Genomic DNA, 25379 nt, shown 5'->3' with positions numbered 1-25379 from the left:
TTTGATAGACGTGAATCAATGAACATATTGGATAATATGAACTTTAATGTTCATCTCTTTCCAGAAATCTTCACCATGGACGAAATTTCTGCTTTGCATCAGATAGAGCCGGGTTACACATCTCCTGATGGTTATACCGAGATGAATGCGTTGATCCGTAGACTGGAGCTGGCAAGACTGTTACAGAATGCCCCCCAGCGGGCGGAAATTAGCTACAGGCTGGTAGAGCAAGCCGGTATAGGCTGCGGGAACGGTTGCACCAATGTGATGAACGGTGTTATTAATTCAATTTTGAAATTAAAACAGGTTGAAAAAGGGCTGGAGCATCCGGAAGTAATTCTGATTTTGCCCAACTATACGGTCTATGCTGCCCAACTGTCGAATCTGAACGACAAGGCAACCTCTAAATACGTATATACACAACGAGAAAATAATTATCTGCCCACCAGTTGCGAGATTCGTAATGCGATTACACCCTCTACAGTCGCGGTAATCATCACCTACCCTAACAATCCTGCCCAATCTACCTATGAGGGCGAGAATGTAAGGGAGTTGCAGCAGATCGTAGAATTATGCCAGGCCAATGAGATTTTCTTGGTGGTAGATAATATCTACCAGGACTTGATCTTCCCTAAAAGCCGCGGCTTTACAGAAATTTTTAATCTGACGGATAAGCTTGATTACGTGATTAAAGTATATGGTTGTTCCAAAGATACACCGTTTTATTCCGGTTTCCGTACGGGATACTGGTTTGGTGATCCGCGGATTGACGAGAAATACAAATATTTTATTTCATCGATGGAAAATAGCATGAATACCCACTCGTTGGTCTATTTTGCGCTCAATCTGTATTTCAAATATAAGCTGATTACCGGAGAAGAACCGGCGCTGGAGGATATGAAATTATTTGACCAGGGACTATTCGGCTGGAGTCAGAATGTGGATGAACATCTATTGTTTAAAAAAATGCAGGAGCTTAAGCTGTTTGCGAAATATCAATCCCGCATTCAGCTTTCGGATAACATACAGGCCGATGCGCTTCGACGTGTGACCGAGTATGTGAAAGGATCGAAAGTATTTGTGGATTATACCAATCAACAGATTGGCAATGTATTCTTCATTAAAGTGAATCCCGAGTACCGGTTTGACAATGATGATGAATTCTTCAAGAAGCTGTTTTATGAAGTGAACTGTGGCATTCTTCCCGGCAATGTATTTGGTATTTTGCAACGGCCTGATGAAATTTGGTTCCGTATTACACTGATTCATGACCGTGTGGACAATATTATTCGCTATCTAAGCAAGATCGAAGACGTTTTTGCCCATTCAGCAATTATTTAATCACGCAACTATACGGGAGGTCAGTATGGCCCAAAAGGTAAACAATCAGAACATTGAAGATATTATTGCGCTGTCGCCTACACAGGAAGGCATTTTGTTTCATTGTTTAAAAGAACCAGAGGTGCCGCTCTATTTGAGTCAAGTGGCATTGCATATTACCGGTGAACTGGATGCAGAAATATTGCAGAAGGCACTGAATTGGATGGCAGTGGATAATGACTGTCTTCGCTCTGTCATTCGCTGGGAGAATCTAAGTCAGCCTGTTCAAATCGTATTAAAGCAGCAAAAGTTGATCCTGAGCCAAGAGGATCTGTCCACCTTGTCTCCGGCCGATACAGAAGCCAGGTTGAGTGAAATTGGACGTCGGGAGCAGAATAACGGCTTCGATCTCACAAAAGGTCCGCTGCTGCGCACTGTATTGTGCAAGAAAGATACGAACAGCTATACCATTCTATTGCAATTTCATCACATTATACTGGATGGCTGGTCATTGGGGCTGTTTTTGAGTGAATGGCTGCAAACCTATGAATTGCTACTACATGATCAACATGTAACCCGCAGCAGTAAGCCTGCCTATAAGGCGTACATCAAATGGCTGCAACAATATGATCATGAGCAGGCTCGCCAATTTTGGCAGACCGAATTGGAATCTTTAAGCTCGTATACGAAACTGCCGTATGCGCAGCAGACGAGAACACAGGGTGGCGACATTCATAAGGTAGAAATCGATCTTCATAGCATTTTCCCTCAAGTAGAGGAATTCTCGAGAGCGTATAGCGTATCGGCCAGTTCTATAATGAATGCTGCTTGGGCACTTCTCTTGCAACGGTACAACGACAGTAATGAGGTCGTGTATGGCCTGACCGTTTCAGGCCGCCCGGATGAACTTCCTCAGGTGGAGCGGATGCTAGGTTTGTTCATCAATACCATTCCTGTCATTGTAAGTGAAGCTAGTGATTTGTCGGTAATTGATTATATTCGACACATACATAATAAGCTAATTCACTATAAAAAGGCCGAAAATCTACCACTAAGCGATATTCAAAGTATTTCCCGGATGAAAGGCACGGATACGCTGTTTAACCATATTCTGGTGTTTGAAAACTACCCTCTGGATATGCAATTGCTGCAGGGCTCTTTTAGCAGCTTCAACATTATCGGATATGAAGAAGCCGAGGTTAATCATTACGATATGACCGTATCCTTCCTGCTGGCTGGAAGGCCGATGCTGAAGCTGGAATATCATTCTGATCTGTTCGAACAATGGATCGTACACAAGATGGGAGAGCATTTTATTTCGATATTGCAACAATTCATGAATCAGGCTGAACTGCCGGTTGCTGGAGTGGAGCTATTGACGGAAGTTGAGAAACAACAACTGCTGGTGGAGTTCAACCAGACGGCCCGAATGGACTTGAAGCAGGACAAAACCGTATATCAATTTTTTGTTGAGCAGTCTCAAGCCACGCCCGAATATACGGCTGTGGTCTTTCAAGAAAGCAGGCTGACTTATTGTGAGCTGGCCCAACAGGCAGAGCGGCTGGCTGGTTTTTTGCGTGATCGGGGAGCAGGCGAGGGCAGGATTATCGCTTTGCTGATGGACTGGTCGACTGATTTAATTACCGCCATTATGGGAGTGCTTGGTTCGGGGAGTGCTTATTTGCCGATTGATCCAAGTTATCCGGAGGAACGTATTCGTTATATTGTCGAAAGTAGCAAGGTTAGCATTATTGTAACCATGGAGCAGTACCAGGGGGTTGCTGCCGCGATGGTTAGGACTACAGTAGTGCTGGAGCAGGGCCACTGCCGGCTAGTTGAGAATACTGCCGCTGGTCAATCAGTTGCAGCAGATCATGAGGGCGTTGATTTTCCACTGGCGTATGTCATTTATACATCTGGTTCAACTGGTACGCCCAAAGGTGTAATGATTGATCAGCGTTCTTTCACTGAATTTGTATTATGGACGCTAGAAGAATATGATCATACCCCAGGATATCAGGTGCTGTTGTCCAATTCCTACGCATTTGACAGTTCCATTCAGCAGATTTTCTCGCCGCTTGTTTCAGGTGGAACACTGCACTTGCTTCATCCGGACGTACGCAAGAATGCCGACCAGTATATGGACTATTTGCAGAAACACCGGATTAACAGTATTGATGAAATACCAGTGCTGATGAATATGCTGGTGGAGCAAGCAGAAGAACGGAGCGAGCGCCCTGTATTGCCTGATCTGACCTCATTGTCTCTGGGCAGCGAATATGTGCCGATCAGTCTGGTGCGCAAATGTCGCGAGATATTGAATCCTACCGGGAAAATTATTAACGGTTACGGCCCTGCGGAGACAACGGTAGAAACAAGCACCTATCATTTTGACGGTAATTCTGAGCATGAGATTTCATTGATAGGCAAACCGCGTTCTAATCTAAAAATATATATAGTGGACCGGAACAACCGCCTGTGCCCGATCGGCATTCCCGGTGAAATTTGTGTTAGCGGCACAGGGCTGTCGCGCGGATATTTGGGCCAGCCGGAACTCACAGCCGAGCGCTTCATTCCGAATCCGTTCAGCGATATTCCTGGAGATAAAATGTACAAAACCGGTGATGTGGGCCAGTGGCAAAAAGACGGCAATTTACAGTACCTCGGTCGTGTGGATAATCAGGTTAAAATCCGCGGTTATCGGGTAGAGATCGGAGAAATTGAAGAAGCATTGCTACAGCACCCGCAAATTCAGGATGCAGTAGTCGTGCTACAGGGAAAAGCTCTGAATAACCCTGTATTATGCGCTTTTCTTAAATCTCGAACAGAGCCATCAACAGCGGAATTGCGGCAGTTCTTAGCGGATAAGCTGCCGAGTTATATGATCCCCTCCTTTTACCAATACAGTGAAGCCTATCCGTTATCACCGAACGGTAAAATTAATCGCAAAGCATTGGAAAACACTGAAATTGTTCGCACGGGTGAAGACTACAGCGAACCGCGTCATGAATTGGATCAGAAGCTGGTTGATATCTGGAAGAATGTGCTGAACCTCTCCCATGTTGGGATTCAGTCCAACTTTTTTGAACTTGGCGGAAATTCAATTCAGATTATGCGGCTGTACAACCTGCTAAAAAAAGAACTGCCTGAAATAAAACTAGAAATCAGTGATCTGTTTTCCTACAACACTATTGCTCAACTGGCAGATTATATTATGCAGCCAGCTGATGACATTCTTTCGGCACCCAAGAATAAAGATCGATTGGAACAATCTGTGCAACCGGGCGAGGGTAAGGAAACTTCGAAGGCCGGGCAGGATATTGCCATCATTGGTATCGGAATCCACCTGCCTGAAATAGATGGCCCGGACCAATTCTGGGATATGCTAGTGAACGGTCAAACGACCATCAGGGAAATTCCCTCATCCAGAAAATTGCTGGACCCTACCGGTTATAGGGATAAAAATTATTTGCGCTACGGTTATCTTGAAGGGATCGATGAATTTGACCCGCAGTTTTTCGGTATTTCACCAAAACTGGCCAAATCAATGGACCCTAACCAACGTATCATGTTGGAAACGGCCTACCATACGCTAGAAGATGCCGGTTATACACGCGAAGAACTGCATAATCGTCCGGTTGGTGTTTTTATGGCAGGAATAATTCCGACGTATTATCAACACCTGGATCTAAAAATAGATGAGTTAATGTCAAGCAATTTGCCTGCTAATCTGGCGGGAAGATTATCGTACCATTTCGGTTTCAATGGCCCTTCCATGGTGATTGAAACGGCATGTTCGTCTTCGTTGACAGCGGTGCATACAGCAGTACAGGCTTTACGAAACGGAGAGTGTGAGCTGGCACTTGCCGGGGGCATCCATCTGGATATTGAGCCGATTGAGCGTGAACTTGCTATGGAATCTAATATTGTTTCACCTAGCGAGTGCTGTCGGGCATTCAGCGAACAGGCGGACGGAACAATCGGTGGAGAGGGCAGCGTATGTATTCTTCTGAAGCCATTGGAGCAAGCGGTACGTCATAACGATCGTGTATATGCAGTTATTAAAGGCAGCGCTATTACTCAAGACGGTGCAAGATCGAACGGCATCACTGCCCCAAGTCCTGATGCCCAGGCTGAAACCTTATTAAAAGCTTGGAGCAATGCTAATATTGATCCAACAACGATCTCTTATATCGAAGCGCACGGAACAGGAACCCGGTTGGGCGATCCGATTGAAATCAAAGGAATTCAAAAAGCATTTATGCAGTATACGGATCGTAAGCAGTTCATCCGACTCGGTTCGCTCAAGTCCAATGTAGGCCACCTTGACAGCGCGGCGGGATTGGCTGGACTAGTCAAGACGGCGCTGAGTTTGCAGCATAATGAGTTGCCAGCTTCACTCCATGCCACACCGCTAAATTCGTTAATTCCATTTGAACAGACACCTGTCCTTGTAAACGGTACATTAAGTTCTTGGCAGCCAGTCGCTGGAGAGCCGCTTCGTGCCGGTGTGAGTTCATTTGGGCTGAGTGGTACGAATGTGCATATCATTCTGGAGAAATTCGAACCTCAATCGGTGTTGGACGGTCCACAGAATGGACCTGATCCGGATCAAGTGCAGCAGATCCCGTATCTGTTCACCGTATCAGGTTCAACTCCTGCAATTGTACAACGAAAGATAGACGGACTGCGGCAGCATCTTATGCATAATCATCAAGCTGCCCTTGCGGATATAAGCTATACGTTGAACTGCCGGCGCAGTCAGGATAATTATCGGTTCGCTGTGGTCGCTCATACTCGAAAGGAACTCATCGAACGGCTGGAACAGGCTGCTGAAATTCACGCCCGCCATGGACAAACAGAGGCAAGGGTCAGTCTGTGGCTGCAAGATTATATTCCGGGTGCGGAGCGGCTTTACGATCAATTAGTCCTGACAGGCTGGATAAACCGTGAGCAACGAGCGCAATACGATGAGTATATTGCTGCTTCAAGTGATGACCCGCAGCTTCGGGCCAGAGCGATCTATGCTTCGTTTCTGTACGCTATCGTCAGTCTATTGCAGGCAACAGGACTGAACTATGAGCTGAGTGGAATCGGCATTGGAGCAGCGGTCTCTAATGTTATGCAGAATAAAGGAACACTGGCAAATGTTACAGACGCCGCGTTGCATACGAGCTTAGCACAACACAATACGAATATGAATGAACAGCAATGGTTTGCACATAGAGGCATCCTGCTGACTGCAGGCGCAATACCCATTCATCAGCTTCTTGACACAGCATCCCAATCCACCGAGGGTTCGTCCATCCCTCCCCAGCAATGGGAAGCAGATGTGTTCGGTTTCACACAGGGGGATCACCAGTTGCTGACGGTACTGTCACATCTGTACAAAGCAGGCTGGAACCTTGATTTGACACCAATTCAGACGGGCAATGTTGTTTCCCTGCCTGTCTATCCATTCGAACGCAAATCATACTGGTTCGATATGAACTCGACAAAGCGCAAAGCGATTGAAGTTCGTCATCAAGAACAACAGGAAACAGGTGCCGTAACCAGTAAACTGCTGCATCGGCTGTATTGGAAACCGACTCAGCTTCAGCGTGAGCGCAAGCATCTATTACAGGGCGTCTTGCTGATAGTTGGCGAACACTCTGACTGGCAGGAACAACTGGCGAATAAATTCCGCGGTGAGGGCATGGATGTCGTACAAATGTATTACGGCTCTCAATATCGTCAGTTAGAGCGGCAGGTCTATGAAGTGAATATAAATGAAGAAGATCAAATCGCCGACGTATTGAAGCAATTAAGAGACAGCGACCAAATTGTCAATACATGCATTCATATCTCATCCAGTCAACCGTTGCAGGATCGGATGGTTACCGACAGGAAGCAGTTGTCTGCGGTGGTTGACGGGATACTCGCACCTGCCTGGTATTTGACGAGGCAGCTTGCGCTGCATACGGCTGCCACACCGGCGCGGTTGTTCCATATTACTAGAAATGCGGACAAGGTTGCATCTGAAGACGCCATTGTTGACCCGCTGCAAAGTTTTATCGTATCTCTAAATCGCAGCGCCAATCATGAATATCCGTTACTGGAGTCGCGTTGCATTGACCTGGAAGCGTCGGAGTGGGCGAAGGATGTCTCATTACAGCATATTTATAACGAAGTATGCTGGCATGATGAAACGAAAGAAGTGGCCTACCGGAATGGCACTCGTTATGTTCGGTATTTGAACGAATCTGTCCCTTCCAAGACAAAGCGGGAGTTGTTTCGCAATGATGGTGTCTACTTGGTTACAGGCGGAACCGGAGGCATAGCGACAGAAATATGCCGTGCGATCGCAAGCAAATATCGTGCCACTTTCGTGCTGCTGGGACGTACCCGCGAAGAGAATATGAGCCAGCGTCAGCTTGCCGATATTCGTTCCCTGGCGGAGCTAGGCGCTGATGTACAGTATTTTGCGGTTAATATTGCAGAACGCAATGAGTTGGAGTCAACCGTTGAGCGAATCTCCACTCAATACGGCAACGTCGACGGGGTTATTCATGCGGCAGGTATACTAGGGAAGCGGGTTTCGCTGCAAGAGGCAAGTATGGAAGATTATCAGGATGTATATGAAGCTAAAGTCTATGGGACGGTACTTCTGGATATGCTGCTGCGTGAACATATGGTTGATTTTTTTATGACCTTCTCCTCTGTAGACGCTATATTGTCAGAGAAAAATCTGGGACCCTATACTAGTGCTAATCATTTTATGGATCAATATGCGTTGCAACAAAGACAGCTTGGCCGGCAGTTTATATCTATTCAGTGGGGAGGATGGCAATTTACCGGGATGGGAAGCAAGAACGAAGAGCTGCAGTCCTCCCATATTCATGAAATTGCCCGATTATCTCCACTTATTCTGGGTTATGACCGCAAGCAGGGGGTTGAGGCATTTTGGACGATTACCGGTGCGCGATCCAGTCATTTAATGGTGACGGGATTGGATGAGCAGGATTTGCAGGCGCTGGACAAGCAGGCGTATTTCAAACTGGAGCCCGATCTTAGGAAAAGGATGAATGCCTCATCTGCCAAACCATCCATAGCGGATATCAGCCTAGAGAGTATTGAGTCTACGGTTGCGCGTGTCTGGACCGAAATGTTGGAGATGGAGCAAGCTCCAGATGTGAACGAGAACTATTTCTCCATCGGTGGCGATTCGATTCTTGGAATTGATATTACTGTGCAGTTGTCGCAAATCTATCAGTTGCAGCTAGATGCGAACACGCTATTCCGCTATGATACGATTCGTTCATTAAGTAGATTTATCCATGAACAACTCCAAGATGCTAAGCCGGTATCCAAAATTCGGTCTTCCATTCCGAAAGCTGTTCCGATGAATCAGGAATAAGAAACTGCATGAAAGGAAGTTTTGCGATGAATATTTCTACTCAATCGACAACTAATCAATATGAATTATCACATACGCAAAAACGATTTTGGTTCCTGGACAAGCTTGATTTTTCCGATGATCCATCAGCTCGCGCAATGTCCCATGTGTCTACTGTATTTACACTGGTCGGCCCACTGGACGTGGGGCTGTTTAAACAGACAGTACAGGATCTGGCGAAACGGCATGCTGCCCTTCGTACCAGTTATCGGGATCAGGACGGCTCGCCGCTGCAGCTCGTTTTTCACGATATTCATATTCCGGTTGCGATCTATGATATTTCGGCTGATGATTCGCGTGAGCGGCTGGAGCATAGAATACAGGAGGAATTGAATACACCGTTCGATTTGCAGCAGGCCCCGTTGATTCGGTTCACCTTGTATAAGTTATCCGCGGACAAACATATCTGCATGATCGTCGCTCATCACAGCATCGTCGATGGGCTATCGATCGACATTATACTGTCCGAACTGATGGTGATTTACAAGGCGCATGTTACCCAGGTTCCGCCTGTACTACCAGAGCTTGATATTCAGTACAGCGACTATGCTCATTGGCATAACGGTATGCTGACGGGCGGTGAATTGGCGGACCAGCGTCAATTCTGGGCTGACTATTTGGCTGGGGAACTGCTCGATCTGAACTTCCCGCTGGACTATCAACGTCCAGCGGAACGAACCTATACCGGGGCGGCCGTACCGCTGGTTATTGGCGAGGAAATGTTTGTATCGCTCAAAAAAACATGTGAGCAGTTGGATGTGAGTCTATACATGTTTTTATTAGGAATTATGAATGTGTTGCTCGCCAAATATACACGGAATCAGGACATCATTGTCGGGACTTCTTTATCAGGCCGATTTCATCCCGATTTGAACGGAATGATCGGCAGCTTCATCAATACACTACCGGTGCGTAATCAGATAAACGGAGAAGAGTCTTTCAGCGTATTTGTCAAACGAATCAAAGAAAATGTGCTAAATATTCAGGAAAATCAGGCATATCCGTTCGATATGATCGTCCATGATCTGGGGGCAGATCGCAATAATAGCCATCATCCCGTATATGATGTTGTGTTTGAAATGCATACACTGCATGCAGACAGCAAAGCTGTGCGCGAAATATCGCCAGGATTGTTTTTGTCATTTGAACATTCGCTTCAACCTATCCGTTATTCCGTATTTGATTTTATATTTGAGCTTTATCAAAAGGAAGGGCAGATCGAAGGCTATATTCAATATGCCACCCACCTGTTTGAATCGTCTTCAATGGAACGGTTAAGCTGTAATTTTTTACAACTGGTCCAGCAGGCCATCCAGAATCCAACGATACTTGTTAGCGAAATGGATATGCTGTCGGAGACTGAGCGCACACAGGTGATGGAAGATTTCAATCAGGTGTCTGTTGATTTCCCGGTACATACGCCATTTCCTATACTGTTTGAACAGCAGGTTGTACGTACGCCGAATCATATTGCGGCCTCTTACGACGGAGAGCAATTATCGTATAGAGAATTAAATGAGCGTGCGAACCGTTTGGCGCATTTTTTACGCAGCCGCGGTATAAAGTCAGGGCAATTTGTTGCTGTTATGTGTGAGCGCAATCTTGACTGGCTGACCTCGCTGCTGGCAATTCTCAAGAGTGGTGCAGCCTATGTGCCGATTGATCCGAATGTGCCGGATGAACGCGCAACTTATATCTTACAGGACTGCGCTGCACAGCTTCTGATTACTCAGAATCAACTGCTGGAACGCGTGAGCAGACTGGATACGGTTGCAAGCCTTTCTGTGCTGTGTGTGGATATGCCGATAGGGGAAGGGCCATTATGGCCGCAGCAACATGAGCTGATCACCAGCGAGTGTCTGGCTGATTTCCCGGTAACTGACGGGGAGGACGATCCTTCAGCCGAACGGCTTGCTTATATGATCTACACTTCCGGTTCAACCGGTACGCCCAAAGGTGCACTCGTACGCCATAATGGCATGATCAATCATCTGTACGCCAAAATTTATAGCCTGCAACTGAGTGAACGCGATATTGTAGCACAAAATGCTTCGATCAGTTTCGATGTCTCTATCTGGCAAGCGCTTGTTGCGCTGCTGGTCGGCGGACAGACATCCATTGTTTCCTTTGAGGCGGGTCGGGATCAAACGTTATTGTTGCAGCATATAAAGAATCATCAGATTACAGTTATCGAGACCGTTCCTTCATTGCTGTTTGCTTTCTTGGATACGATGGAAAGTATGCCTGCTTCCGAACGTTCCTTGCCCTCCTTGCGCTGGATGATTGCCAACGGGGAAGAGCTGCCTGGCAAACTGGTCAAAAGCTGGTTTACCATGCTCCCGGATATACCGTTGATTAATGCCTATGGACCTACGGAATGTTCGGATGATGTAACCCAGTATATGATGCGCAGTGATGTTCAGGATGAATCTAACTTGACACATAAGCGCATTCCTGTAGGCAAACCACTTCCTAACATGCGTCTGTATGTGGTGGACCAATTTCATAAGCCAGTCCCGGTAGGGGTAAAGGGTGAAATATGGATTTCCGGAATTGGCGTTGGAGCCGGTTACTGGCATAATGACGAGCTGACCCGCAGCAAGTTCATTGCCAATCCGTTTGCCAACCACGAACATGAGCGCATTGTTTATCGGACAGGTGATTTGGGATGTTGGTTGCCGAATGGCAATCTGGAATTTTCCAGCCGGATCGATCATCAGGTCAAGGTACGCGGTTTCCGTATTGAGCTTGGTGAGGTAGAGGCGGTAATCAACCGTCATCCAGGGATAGACGAAGCGGCGGTGATTGCGAGAAAGCAAGGAAATGGCGATTCGATGCTGGTTACCTTTTATACAAGCAAGGAGCGTTTGGAGCCGGAACAATTGCGGACTTATTTGCAGGAGAAGCTGCCCTATTATATGGTTCCAGCGCAGTTAATCAGCATTGAGCAAATGCCGCTACTGACCAGCGAGAAAATTGACCGCAAAACATTGCAGTCATGGGCGAACGAGTATATCGCATCCGCACCATCCAAACCGGCAACATGGTCTACCCCGACAGAGCGGGAACTTTCCTTCTTATGGGCAGAGATCCTGGAATTAAAGCAAGTGGATGCACAGGATCATTTCTTTCATCTGGGGGGGCATTCCATCAGTGCAGTCAAACTGGTAAACCGGATTCGGAAGCAGTTTGGTATCAGTATGGCACTCCAGCAAATTTTCACGACCCCGGTATTGCATGAACTGGCGGCAGTCATTGATCAGGAAAAAGCGGCCAAAACAACTGGCCATTCTCCAACGAGAGAGGCTGCGGACAATAATCCGTTGCGCCGTTTTCCGCCTAAAAGCGCATACGCGCTTGCTCCTGTTCAACTGCCGGAGTGGTATTTGCATGAACTGGAGCCGGACAACCCGTTTTATAATGTAAGCTTTGATTTGATGTTTTATGGTGATATGAATCTTCCAGCTTTTGAGTGGGCATGGCAGCGACTGATTGAACGGCATTCCGTGCTTCGTACTCATTTTGCCAATCATGAAGGCGCAACGGTTCAAGTTGTGAAATCGGAGCAGGACTTCCGACTGGACAGCGTATATGAGAATCGAACACATATAGAGCCGGATGAAATTATGCAAGATGTCTACCGGATGGCGGAACAGCATAACAATCAAAGTTTTGATTTTGCCCAAGGGCCGCTGTTTTCGGTCAAGTTGATCGAATATGCGGACAAAGAGTTTCTGATGATGTTCGTAGCGCATCATATTATCTGGGATGAGACATCGTCCATGAATCTGATTGACGAATTCAGTGAACTGTATAATTCGCAATTAGAACATCGTACTGCGCAGTTGCCTGAGCTGGAAATTGAATATACGGATTATGCCGAATGGATGAACACTTCAATTCAATCTGGATACCTGGAAGCCAAACGGCAGTATTGGCTGGATAAATTCGCTGTTGTGCCGCCAGCACTAGACCTGCCGACTGATTATCCGCGCCCTTCGATAGTGACGTTCAACGGTGGCACTGTGCTGAAGACGATTCAACCGGACTTGCAAAAGCGGATCGCCACTTACTGTCAGCAGCATGGGATTACATTATATATGTTCCTATTGTCGGTATTGAATTTACAAATGCACCGTTTGAGCAATCAGGATCATTTCGCAGTCGGTTCTCCTATTGTGAACCGTGACGATGTGAAGCTAGAACGAATGCTAGGGCTGTTTGCCACGGCGATTCTGTTGGAATGCCGAATAGAACCGAATATGACGTTTGCTGAATTGGTTTCCCAGAGCAGGCAGACGGCAATCGAGGCCTATGATAATCATCTATATCCGAGTAACTTCGTCATTGAGCAAATCCAGACGGAAAATGATCTTTCGCGTTCTAAGCTGTTTTCGGTTATGTATGGCTTGCAAAACAATAAACAAAATTTACTGAAAAACCTGAAATTTGCTGGGCTCGACTACAATCCGCGAGTGTATGATTTCATGGAAACCAGTTCTCGTTTTGATCTGACCTTTGCTTTTGATGAACTGGGTCACGGGATTGAACTTAATTTGAACTATAATACGGATCTGTTTAAAAGAACGACGGCAGAGCGGATTGCCGAGCAGTTTATCTTGCTAACGCAACAGGTGATTGATTCGCCTGACGGTTCGCTTTATACCTATGAGTGGCTGGATAAACAGTCCGAAACGATTATCGCCAACCTACGTAATCGCAAGCCACACAGCTATGAAGCCCAATCCTGTGTGCATCAAGTGATTGAACGTCAGGTGGAATTGACACCGAACGAGATCGCCATCTTCGATCATAATCAGACAATGACGTATAAACAAATGAATGAAAAAGCGAATCAGTTGGCGCATTTGCTGCTGACTGCCGGTGTGCGGCGGGAGCAAAAAATCGGAGTTAGGTTTGAACGTTCGGCTGATTTGATTGTTTCGCTGCTTGCCGTTTGGAAAGCAGGCGCCGCTTATGTGCCTATCCATCCGGAACTCCCGGAAGCACGGCAATTGGAGATCATACAGGCCGCAGATATTTCTGTACTGATCACGGGAGCCGGTTCATGGTTGGCGCAATCTGTACACCCTGAACCCCCGGTGACCTTGCTTGATCTCAACAAGTTGGAGGCGCAGTTGCATGCACAGTCGACCATTAATCCGGGTGTAGAGGCGGACCGTTCCACACTGGCCTATGTATTATTTACCTCGGGTACAACCGGGAAGCCCAAAGGAATTGAGATCGAGCATCAGGGCATCGTGCATTTGTTTGCCGGGCTGGCGCAGCATTATTCGTTGCAGGTTAATGATACGGCGCTGTTCCACACCTCGTATTCATTTGATGCTTCGTTGCTGGAGATATTTTGGCCGCTCACCTGCGGAGCGCGAATTTTCATACCACATCCTGATGAAGCCAAAGATCCGGCTGCGCTAGGGAAGCTTGCGGAGGAGCAGGGAGTTGCATTCTTGCAGTTTGTACCGCTGATGCTGGAGGAATTCATCAACGCCCGCAGAAACGGGGTATTTACACAATGGCCTGAACTCCGGTTTGTGATTAGTGGCGGAGCGCCGCTTACACGCAAGCTGCGCGATTTGTTCCGGGAGGAATTCGATTGCGGATTGTACAACCATTATGGACCGACAGAAGTCACGGTAGATGCAACAACATTTGATTGCAGGCTGGAATTTGAAGGAGAGATTGTTCCGATTGGCTCGCCGCTGGGCAATGTAATGGTATATGTGCTTGATCGAATGATGAATATTGTGCCAGCAGGTGTGCCTGGTGAACTATACATCAGCTCACCAGGACTGGCACGCGGTTATTTACATGATCCTGAACGCACGGCAGACAGTTTTGTGAACGATCCGTTCTCTGATAAGCCTGACTCGAAGCTATACAAGACAGGCGACCTTGTCAAGTATACAGAAGAAGGCATCATTCGCTACATCGGCCGGCTGGACCAGCAGGTGAAGGTGAGAGGAAACCGGGTGGAGCTGGAGGAAGTTGAAGCGGTACTTATGCAGCACCGTGATATCGCGAGCGCAGCCGTTGTCCACCGCTATGACAAAGGAATGGATGGTTTGGTCGCCTATGTGGAAATTACAAACAAGTATCAGCCATTTAGCCATACACGACGTTTAAAATGGTTTAATTTGGCGCAAATGCCGCAGTTGGCCGCGGGAATGAATGCACTGCATCGGCAGTCATGGCCAGATTATTTTATCGGGGATAGTGTAATGCTGGAACACTGGCCTAAGCTGTTTGCCAACTTCACCGATTATCAATTTGCCTTGCTACAAGAAGATGGAGAGATTGCCGCTGTCGGCAATACCGTTCCAATGTATTGGGACGGCTCACCGGAGCATCTTCCGCAAGGCTGGGATGAGGGTCTGCTGAAAAGTGTGGAAACCGCCGGTTCGCATCCCTCTCCCAATACGCTACTGATATTGGCCGGGGTGGTAAATGAACAGCAACGGGGCAATGGACTAGCCGGGCTGCTGCTGGAAGCTTTCAAATATGTGGCTGACGCTCACCAGTTGGAGCATATTATCGTACCTGTTCGACCAACAGGCAAAACGAACTATCCCGAACAGTCATTTACAGAGTACTGTGCGTTGACCAGATCAGATGGCCTGCCGTTAGATCCTTGGCTGCGAACCCATATCCGGGCAGGCGGACAAGTTCTAAGCATTGCAGAACAATCACAGACGATCACAGGCAGTATTAGAGATTGGCAGCTATGGACCGGCATCGAGTTTCCAAAAAGCGGCAGCTATATCACGCCAATCACGTTACAGCCTGTCATGATTGACTTGGAACAGAAAAATGGAATCTATTATGATCCGAGTGTATGGGTGCAGCATTTTCCACATCCGGAATCCGGTGAGGAGAAGTTCCAGACGGGAATTTCCTTGACGAACCGGCAGGAGTTGTCCGCTTGGCTTCGGAGCAGACTCCCTGGTTATATGGTTCCGCAGGAGATTATTTTTGTGGCCAACATGCCGTTGACCTCTACCGGTAAAATAGACAAGGTACGCTTATCTGAAATTCAAAATACAGATGAACGCATCCGGGAAATCATACCGCCTCAAAATGAAGAAGAAGCACTTGTTCTGGCCATCTGGCAAGATGTTCTGCAACTGGATGAAATCAGCGTCAATGATAATTTCTTTGAATTGGGCGGTCATTCTCTCAAGGCGACCGCAGTTGTCGCTAGAATAGGCGCTGCTTGCGGTTATGTTCCAACTCTGCGCGAGTTGTTTGAAATGGCTACTGTCCGCAGTCTGGCACAATGGATTCTGCAGAAAAAGCAGACCATGCCCACCCTTGAGAATCCTTCATCTGTAAGCTTCAAAAAGGTGGAGCGGCGTGAACGAACCAAACGCTAAAAATTCAAATAATAAGGAGTTAGACACTGTGGAAATCAAGGATTATACCGAAGCCAACCGGCGCTCATGGAATCAGGTGGCTGCCCGCCATCATAAAGGAAAGGAGGAGCGAAAGAAGCTATTCCGCCAGAAAGGATATTCGGTGCTGGATGAGACGATAACCGCCAAGTTGAAGGCGTACGGTCTTGAAGGCAAGTCTGTTGCTCATCTCTGCTGCAATGACGGTACGGAAACGTTATCCCTTAAAAATCTGGGGGCGGCCTCCTGTATAGGATTTGATATTAGTGATCTAGCGATCGATGAAGCTCGTAAGCTGGCAATAGATGCTGGGATTGAATGTGAATTTATGCAGACCGATGTGTACGAAATCCCGGAACAGTATAGCGGAACATTTGATCTTATATATATTTCAGCCGGCTCATTGATTTGGTTTCCTGATTTATCGCTGTTTTTCCAGATGGTGCAGCGGCTTTTAAAAGACGGTGGGAATGTACTGATCTACGATATTCATCCGGTGCTGTTCATGTTAGATGAGAATGATAAGGAACATCCTCTGGAAATGAAGTTCTCGTATTTCATTGATGAACCGCGCGTATATAACGAGGGCTTGGATTATATCAACAAAGAGACCTATGAAGGCGCGCCATATTATGTATTCGATCCTACCCTGTCGCACATTATGAGCTGTACACTGAGCAATGGACTGATGATTCAGTCTTTTGACGAGTACGAACACGATATTTCAGCGCTGTATGATCATTTGAAAGATCAGGAAGTGAAGCTTCCGAAGTGCTACGTACTGAGCGCTCGTAAACAGAGAAATGCTCTACTAATGGATTAGAGGGGGCGGGATTAAGCTTGAATTCCCCGTATAAATGCTGGAGAGTACTGTGGATATGTATATTGGCGTGCTGGCTGGCGCTGTCTGCACCGGTCATGTCCTATGCGAATACAGCAGAGGACATGACGCCCCGCTATCTGGAGCAAATTGAATCATGGGTACAGGAGCAAATGGAACATGCGGAAATTCCGGGCATGTCTGTCACGATAGTCAGTGGAGATCAGATCATATTGCAGCGGGGTTACGGGTTCAAGGACGTGTCTGCCGGCACTGCCATCAGTCCGTCCACCCTGTTTGAAATTGGTTCAAACAGCAAGGCGTTTACTGGTCTGGCAGTGTTAAAACTGGCGAAGGAAAATCGCTTGCATCTGGATGATCCGGTGAGCAAGTATCTGCCCTGGTTTCAACCTGTGTATCATAATCAACCGGCCGTAATCACGATAGAGCAACTGCTGCATCATACGAGCGGCATACCGTTTGATACGATTGGCCATCTGCCGGAGGGTTATGGAGCGGGTGAATTGGAGAGGACGGTTCGCATATTGCAGAACCAGCCCTTGAATCGTGCGCCTGGCAAAACGTATGAGTATGCGACCATTAATTACGATGTGCTTGGATTAATCATTGAACAGGTTAGTGAGCAAAGCTATGCCGAGTATATGAAAGATAATATCTTTGAGCCGCTGGGGATGAAGCATACTTTTGCGGTGCAGGAACCGATAGCCTCCGCGGAATTGGCTTCCGGTTATAAAATGGCCTATACAAGGCCGCAATTATACAGCCCGCCGCCATTCGTGGGCAATGCCCCTGCCGGATATATAGTCAGCAATGCCGAGGATATGGCTCTGTGGCTTAAAATTCAGATGGGAATCGATCATTCAGGATCTTTTGAATATTCACTGATTGATCAATCTCATCTGCCGAATCGCACGGTTCCGCCTGAGAGCAACGGTGCATCCTATGCGGTAGGCTGGGATATCTTCCAAAGCGGAGAAGGTGAGATTTCGCATTCGGGTAACAACCCTACATTTTCTTCCTATGTGGGCATGCGTCCGGCAGAAGGCATTGGCGTTGTCATTATGGCTAATATAAACAGCGATTATACGCAAGGGATCGGACAAGGCATCCTGAGCCAGTTGCATGGTGAAGAGCCTCCGTTAATTCATTCCGATACCTACAAAAAAGCGGATTCTGTGGCGGTCGGCCTAATTATCGCCTTGTCTATTATTGGAGCTGCGGTACTTGTGTATCTGGTGCTGGTCTTCCGTGACATTGGCAACGGCAAACGCAAACCATCCTTTCAACGGGCCAAGCCCTACAGGTTGCTAGGATATCATCTAATTGCTGCCTGCCTGTTCGCATGGATGATATACAAGGCTCCTGATATTCTGATGTACAAACTGACCTGGCGATTTATTGAAATATGGCTACCATCGACGGTAATGACCGCCGTGTGGCTGCTACTGATTACTGGAGCCTTGTATATGGCTTACTCGCTGCTGACTCTGTTTTTTCCAAAAAACACGGAGAAGTCATTTCTGACGCCAATTGTTCTGGGTTTGGTCAGTGGTTTAGGGAATGCGTTTGTCATTTTTATTATCAATGAATCGTTCAACCGAACGGATAATCTGATGAATGGGCTCCTGTTTTATTTTGCGATGGCGATTGCGATGTATGTGTTCGGACAGCGAATCATCCGAGCTATGCTGGTTAAGCTGACCAATCAAATTATTTATGCCAAGCGGATGGAGTTGGTGGATAAGTTTTTGCAAACGAGCTTCTCCAAAATGGACAGCTTTGAACGAGGACGTGTAGAAGCGACGCTTAATAATGATACCGAAGCCATCAGTCGCTCCATGGGAATCCTGATATCGGGCGCGACCAATCTGATTACCTTGTTATGCTGTTTTCTATATCTTGGAATTATGAACATGTATGCCTTGCTGCTATCCATAGTGATCATTGCTGTGCTAGCTGTATTGTATATGTATGTAGGAAGCCGGGCGAACCATTTAATGGAGGAAACGCGTGATCTCCAGAATGTTTTTTTTAAGTTTATCAATGATCTGCTGAAAGGCTTCAAGGAGCTTTCGCTTCATTCTGACAAACGCCGGGAATTCAGAGAAGAGATGCAGATCAGTTGCGAAACGTACAAAGAGAAGCGCAATGTGTATCAACTGCGTTATTCGGACATTTTTGTGTTGGGAGAACTGCTGTTCATACTGGTGATCGGGTGTGTGGTATTTGTATTTCCAGAGCTTTTTAAGCAGATGGATACGTCGATGCTACGAAATTATGTGTTTGTGTTCTTGTATATGACCGGACCCGTCAATCAACTGCTGGACAGCGTTCCCCAGTATGCGCAGAGCAAGGTCAGTTGGGATCGCATTAAACAAATGATCCGGGAGGTGGAACAGAGAATTCAACCTCCATCTGCTGACGTTGCCGTCCAGACGGTTCCGATTCGATTGCAACTGGAAGATGTGACCTATAGTTATTCGGGCAATAACACATCGGGACCAACCGGGTTTGCGGTCGGACCCATCAACTGCCCATTTGACAGTGGCAGCATCACCTTTATTACTGGAGGTAACGGCAGTGGGAAGTCAACCTTGGCTAAGTTACTTACTGGATTGTACACACCAGATACAGGCAAGGTGACACTGAATGATGGCGTGATTTCCTCATGTGGGCTAGGTGAGTACTACTCGGCGATCTTCGGCGATTTCCATCTATTCGACCGTTTGTATGGCATCGACTGGCAGGCTAAAGAAGCAGAAATTCAACACTATCTCCGCTTGCTGGATTTGCAGGACAAGATCGTTATTCATAACGGCACATTCAGTACAACCAAACTGTCAACCGGACAGAAAAAAAGACTGGCCTTGCTGATTGCGTATTTGGAGGATCGTCCAATCTGTCTATTTGATGAATGGGCTGCGGATCAAGATCCGGAATACCGCCGTTTCTTTTATTATACCCTGCTGCCGGACATGAAGGATCGGGGCAAATGTATTATAGCAATTACGCATGATGATCATTATTTCCATCTAGCGGATCGTATTATCAAAATGGATGGGGGGCGCATTGTGGCTATGCAGCAGACCACACAAACGGTAGTTCCCTTAATCAAGCCAAGCATTCCGTTATTCGAGAAGGGGTGATGACCGTTAAAACCATATTATTTTGCCTCCCATATGCAGGAGCCTCGGCTACAATATACTGGCAGTGGAAAGGTCAGCTAAGTCCACATATCGAGCTCCGACCGGTTGAACTTGCCGGCAGAGGCGCTCGTTATGACGAGCCTTATGCGGCCAGCATTGCCGATATGTTAAAGGATGCGGTGACACAGATAGGACCACAAGTACAGGAAGTACCCTATGCCATTTACGGGCACAGCATGGGGGCAGTGATAGCGTATGAATTATATTATTTGCTGCTCCGGGAAGGGTATCCGCCGCCTGTCCATTTGTTGCTATCCGGTCGGCCTGCACCTTTGTCTGATCGGAAGCGTACATTTTCTTGGTCCAGTCTCAAGCAAAGGCTCCTGGCCCCATTGTCTTTTCCGGATGGCCGTATCCCAGCGGAGATTAAACGCCGTCCGGAGTTGGCCGCAAAGTTCAAAAAAGTATTAAATGCCGATGTCCGTGTACTGGAGACATATCGTCTTGATCCGGCACGGCCCTTGATAAATTGCCCGGTAACCGTATTCGCCGGGTTGAACGATAAGATCAACAGGGAAGAAATCCAGTTATGGAACCGGCACACCGTTCACAACTGCGAAATCGTATGGATTAAAGGGGATCACTTTTTTCTACACAGTCATATGGAGGAAGTGGTAAGCGTTATCAATCAGACCATCCCTGCCGCAATTCAAGATCAGGAGGGTTTCATTCAATGGAAACGATAGGTTGTTATGAAACATCATCAGCTCAAAGGAGATTGTTTGTCGTTCAGCAGTTCAATCCGCACAGTGTAGCCTATAACCTATCTTCTGTTTTCAAAATACTGGGGACACTGGATCTCCAAAAATTTGAGCAGGCAGTACAGCAGCTTATCCAGCGGCATGAATCTATGCGGACGATATTTGAGACAGATCTAGACAATAACGATATTTCGCAAACCGTACTGGCTACGGTTCCGTTTTCGCTGGAAACGCTTGAGGTGGAGGAAGAGCAGCTCGAGGAAGTATTGAAATCGCTGGCACAGCCATTTGCCCTGGATCAGGCTCCATTATTCAGGCTTAAGTTGATCCGCACTTCTCCTACAGTCTATTATTTATTTTTTGATATTCACCATATCATTGCGGATGGCATATCCATTCAAATTATGATAAAAGAGATCGGCTGTCTTTATAACGGCATTCCGCTTTCTCCGGTAGATGTGCAGTATGTGGATTATGTAATGTGGCAAAACGATTTGTTTTCCGGTGAGAAAATGAGCGCACAAGAGCAGTACTGGATGCAGCAGTTTGCAGACGAATTGCCGGTACTGGATTTGCAGACTGACTATGCCAGACCGTCATACAGCAGTGGTCGCGGTAACTATGTGCATTTTCAGTTAAATGCGGATGTTGTCCAATCGGCGCGGCAGATAGCTCAACAGGAAGGAGCAACACTGTATATGGTGTTGTTCAGTATTTATTCGCTGCTGCTGCATCGTTATACTTCCCAGACAGATATTGTAATTGGCACACCGATTGCAGGTCGCCGAAGCGCCGAATTGGAGTCGGTTATCGGTATGTTTGTGAATACGCTGGCACTTCGTACACGTCCTCAAGGGAACATGACTTTCCTGGAATTGTTGGCCCAAATCAAGCAAACTACGTTATCTGCTTACGATCATCAGGACTATCCGCTTGATATGCTGGTGGAGCGGCTGAATATTGCGCGTTCATCAAGCAGACATCCCATTTTTGATACTATGCTTGTTGTGCAAAATATGGACAAGTACGAACTGGAGATGAACGACCTTGTCTTCCAACGCTATGAATGGGAGAGTGACAGCTCCAAATTCGACCTGACGCTGGAATTGACAGAAGATAATGATGTGATTACCGGCAAGCTGGAATACAGCACCGATTTGTTCACACCGGATACAATGAACAGAATGGCTGCTCATTTTGTCAGATTGTCCAGACTGGTAACAACGATGCCAGGTATGGAACTGCATCAGTTTGATCTGTTGGATGAAGTGGAGAAACAGCTTATATTACATCAGTTCAACGACAATATCATCAATTATCCTCGTTTAACAATTGATCGGATTTTTGAAGAACAGACAGAGTTGCACGCGGAACGAACCGCGTTATTTCATGATGGAAGGATGTATACATATCGGGAACTAAATGATAAAGCCAATAGGCTTGCACACAGCTTGCGGAGCCGTGGCTTGGTGCAAGGAACGAATGTTGGCATAATGGCAGAGCGTTCTCTCGAGATGATCGTGGGTATGCTTGCTGTGATCAAAGCAGGAGCCGCTTATGTGCCTATCGAGCCGGATTATCCGACACAGCGAATATTAAATATGCTGGAGGATAGCAGTATGGAATGGCTGCTTGTACAGGGAGAACCCGAGCAGCCGCTTTCGGGAAGCTTGAAGATACTGGATTTGTTGGATGAATCATTGTACAGTACAAACACCGCCAATTTAGGATTGGTTAGGGAACCTGACCAGACGGCGATCATTATTTTCACCTCAGGGACGACCGGCAGACCTAAGGGGATTATGATCAAGCATCTTGGCATTTCGCGTTTGGTCAAACAAACCGATTATGTGGAATTAAGCGAGAACACCCGGCTGTTGCAAACCTGTGCTTTGGGATTTGATGTGTTTACGTTTGAGACATGGGCACCCCTTCTTAATGGAGGAAGTTTGTATTTAACCGATAAAAACACGTTCCTGGATACAGCGCGATTGAAGCCTTTTCTATTACATCACTCCATCAACATAATGACTCCAACTACTGCCCTGTTCAATCATTTGTTAAACGAAGACCCTGAAATCTTTAATAACCTGGAGACCATTATTGTGGGTGGCGAAGTGATGTCCCCCTCACATGTGCAGATTCTGTTGCAACATCATCCGCATGTCCGACTCAAAAACGGGTATGGACCAGCGGAAAGTACGACTTATACTACGACCTATGATGTGACCAATCAAGAGAAAAAAAGTATTCCAATCGGTAAACCGATAACCGGCACAACCTGTTATGTACTGGATGCATTTAATCAGCCCGTACCCATCGGAGTTGCCGGAGAGCTGTTTATAGGCGGAGACGGATTAACGGCCGGTTATGTGAATCGGCAGGACCTGACTGATGAAAAATTTCTTACGGTACCATGGCTTAACCAGGAGCGACTGTATCGTAGCGGCGATTTGGTCAAATGGCGTGCCGACGGTAATCTTATATACCTGGGGCGCAGAGATCACCAGATCAAAATTAGAGGCTACCGGATTGAGTTGGAGGAGATCAAACGGCAAATTTTAAGCTTGCCTCAAATTCAGGAAGCGGTTGTTATTCCTATCAAGCAGGAGGGTAAGGAGACGCAGATTTGCGCCTATTATACTGCAACTACATTTTTAAATGAATCGGACTTGCGAACACAGTTACAACAGTTGTTGCCCGAATTTATGGTTCCTCAACTGTATGTGCAGCTCAAGCAAATGCCCATGTCTGCCAACCATAAAATTAATACTAAAGAGCTGCCACCACCTGATAGGGTCACAACTGCTTCAGATTTAGATTTCATTTCGCATGAATGGCCGCTGGATGAGCTAGAGCGGATCATTTCTGATATCTGGAGTGAAATACTAGAATTGAAGATGATCAGCGTGACAGACAATTTCTTCCTGCTTGGTGGACATTCGCTCAAAGCGGTTCTGATCGTAGCAAGGCTTCGCAAAGAGCTGGGTGTCGATGTCGGCATGGATGAGATCTTTGCTCAGCCAACGATCCGTGGATTGGCCAATCAACTGCGTTTCCGGCAAAAAGAGGACCTGCCGGTACCGCAAATTGTGGAGCAGCGCGAATTCTACCCTGCTTCATATCAGCAGACCCGTCTTTATGTCCTAGAGAAAATGAGGCGGTTCGCGGATACGAGCAACAATATAACCGATGTGAATTGGATTACTGGAGCGCTCAACAAGAAACGTTTGAAAAAGACAATCCAGCAACTAATGGAACGGCATGAGTCACTTAGACTTTCACATCAGCGAGCAGGTGAACAGATCGTATTCAAAGTTCATGACCAAGTGGAAGTCCCGCTAGAATGGATAAGCGGGACGGAAGAACAACTTCCAGAACGGATAAGACAATTTGTCCGTCCTTTTGATTTAACACAGGCGCCTCTATTCCGTGTAGGTGTTGTGACGATATCTTCCGAGCGGCATGTGCTGATATTCGATATTCATCATAGCATTTCGGACGGTTTTTCACTTGGATTGCTGACGGAAGAGGTTATGGCTTTATTTCGGGGAGAATCGTTGCCGCCGTTGGAATTCCAGTATAAGGATTATGCGGTCTGGCAGCAGTCGTTCCGGCAGTCTGATGCTTGGCACAAGCAGGAGCGGTATTGGCTGGACATAATGAAGGGATCGCTGCCGGTTCTTCATCTGCCAACGGATTATCCAAGACCCGATGAACAGAACTATGAAGGTGCATTGTTTCGATTCCAGGTGTCCATCGAAATGACCTTCCAACTCAAACGGCTGGCGGACGACACCCATACGACACTGTACATGTTGTTACTGACCGTGTATTTCACACTCCTGCATCATTATTCAGGAGATGAAGATATTATGGTCGGCACTCCTGTTGCTGGGCGCAATCAGGTTGAATTCCAGCAGTTGCTGGGTATGTTCGTTAATACGATTGTGCTCCGCAGCCAACCGTCTGACAGCAAAACTGTCCGCGAACTGTTGAAGGAAGTGCGAACTCATACCATTGAAGCATTCAGTAATCAGGATTATCCTTTGGAATTGCTAATCGAGAAGCTGGACGTTCGACCTTTGGCCAACCGCAATCCGTTGTTCCAGACGATGTTTGCCTTGCAAAATATGGATATCCATCCACTGCAAGTGGATGGGCTGGTTATCACGCCGTATGCGTATGAACGAAAATCCAGTATAGCTGATATTCTCCTAATCGCTCAGGAGGATGGGGATGCACTGGGCTTCACGTTTGAGTATTCCACCCGTCTGTTCAGACAGGATACAGTAGAGCAAATGGCAAAAAATTACGTTGCTTTGCTGGAATCATTGCTGTCGGATGGTCTTGATCAAACACTAGCAAGTATGAATCGGTACAGCGACCAATGTAAAAATGCCGAAAATGGAGATATGTATTCATTGTTGACCGACACATTTTCATTTTAACGCCGCTCAGAGAGGG

General features: G+C 46.8%; 7 protein-coding genes. All 7 read left to right on the top strand.

Features of this window, described 5'->3' with window-relative positions; translation table 11 throughout:
- The first annotated feature begins 18 nt into the window (after positions 1 to 18).
- The 7 genes from PBN151_RS08020 to PBN151_RS07990 are packed head-to-tail and all read left to right on the top strand — an operon-like array spanning position 19 to position 25363.
- Positions 19 to 1341 (top strand): aminotransferase class I/II-fold pyridoxal phosphate-dependent enzyme, encoded by a 1323-nt coding sequence (locus PBN151_RS08020; RefSeq protein WP_227774516.1) that lies wholly within the window; start codon positions 19 to 21, stop codon positions 1339 to 1341.
- Between the two features lie 25 nt (positions 1342 to 1366).
- A complete protein-coding gene (locus PBN151_RS08015) occupies positions 1367 to 8716 on the top strand; it encodes a non-ribosomal peptide synthetase (protein WP_072728597.1) in 7350 nt (2449 codons plus the stop codon).
- A 26-nt stretch (positions 8717 to 8742) separates the two neighbouring features.
- Positions 8743 to 16146: a non-ribosomal peptide synthetase gene (locus tag PBN151_RS08010; RefSeq protein ID WP_072728596.1), complete on the top strand. Its 7404-nt coding sequence runs from the start codon at positions 8743 to 8745 to the stop codon at positions 16144 to 16146.
- Positions 16127 to 16987, top strand: coding sequence for a class I SAM-dependent methyltransferase (locus PBN151_RS08005; RefSeq protein ID WP_083545052.1), 861 nt, complete (start codon positions 16127 to 16129; stop codon positions 16985 to 16987). The genes PBN151_RS08010 and PBN151_RS08005 overlap by 20 nt, the downstream gene beginning before the upstream one ends.
- A 17-nt stretch (positions 16988 to 17004) precedes the next feature.
- A complete protein-coding gene (locus PBN151_RS08000; protein WP_227774514.1) occupies positions 17005 to 20151 on the top strand; it encodes a cyclic peptide export ABC transporter in 3147 nt (1048 codons plus the stop codon).
- Positions 20151 to 20897: a thioesterase II family protein gene (locus PBN151_RS07995; RefSeq protein ID WP_072728594.1), complete on the top strand. Its 747-nt coding sequence runs from the start codon at positions 20151 to 20153 to the stop codon at positions 20895 to 20897. The genes PBN151_RS08000 and PBN151_RS07995 overlap by 1 nt, the downstream gene beginning before the upstream one ends.
- Positions 20885 to 25363, top strand: a complete 4479-nt coding sequence (locus tag PBN151_RS07990) for a non-ribosomal peptide synthetase (protein ID WP_072728593.1) — start codon at positions 20885 to 20887, stop codon at positions 25361 to 25363. Before PBN151_RS07995 ends, PBN151_RS07990 begins: the two co-directional genes overlap by 13 nt.
- The last annotated feature ends 16 nt before the right edge of the window (positions 25364 to 25379 follow it).

This window comes from Paenibacillus sp. NAIST15-1, from assembly GCF_001894745.1.
Lineage (GTDB): Bacteria > Bacillota > Bacilli > Paenibacillales > Paenibacillaceae > Paenibacillus_B > Paenibacillus_B suaedae.
The sequence above is the reverse complement of the archived record's forward strand: the minus strand, read 5'-3'. Positions and strand labels throughout refer to the sequence as shown.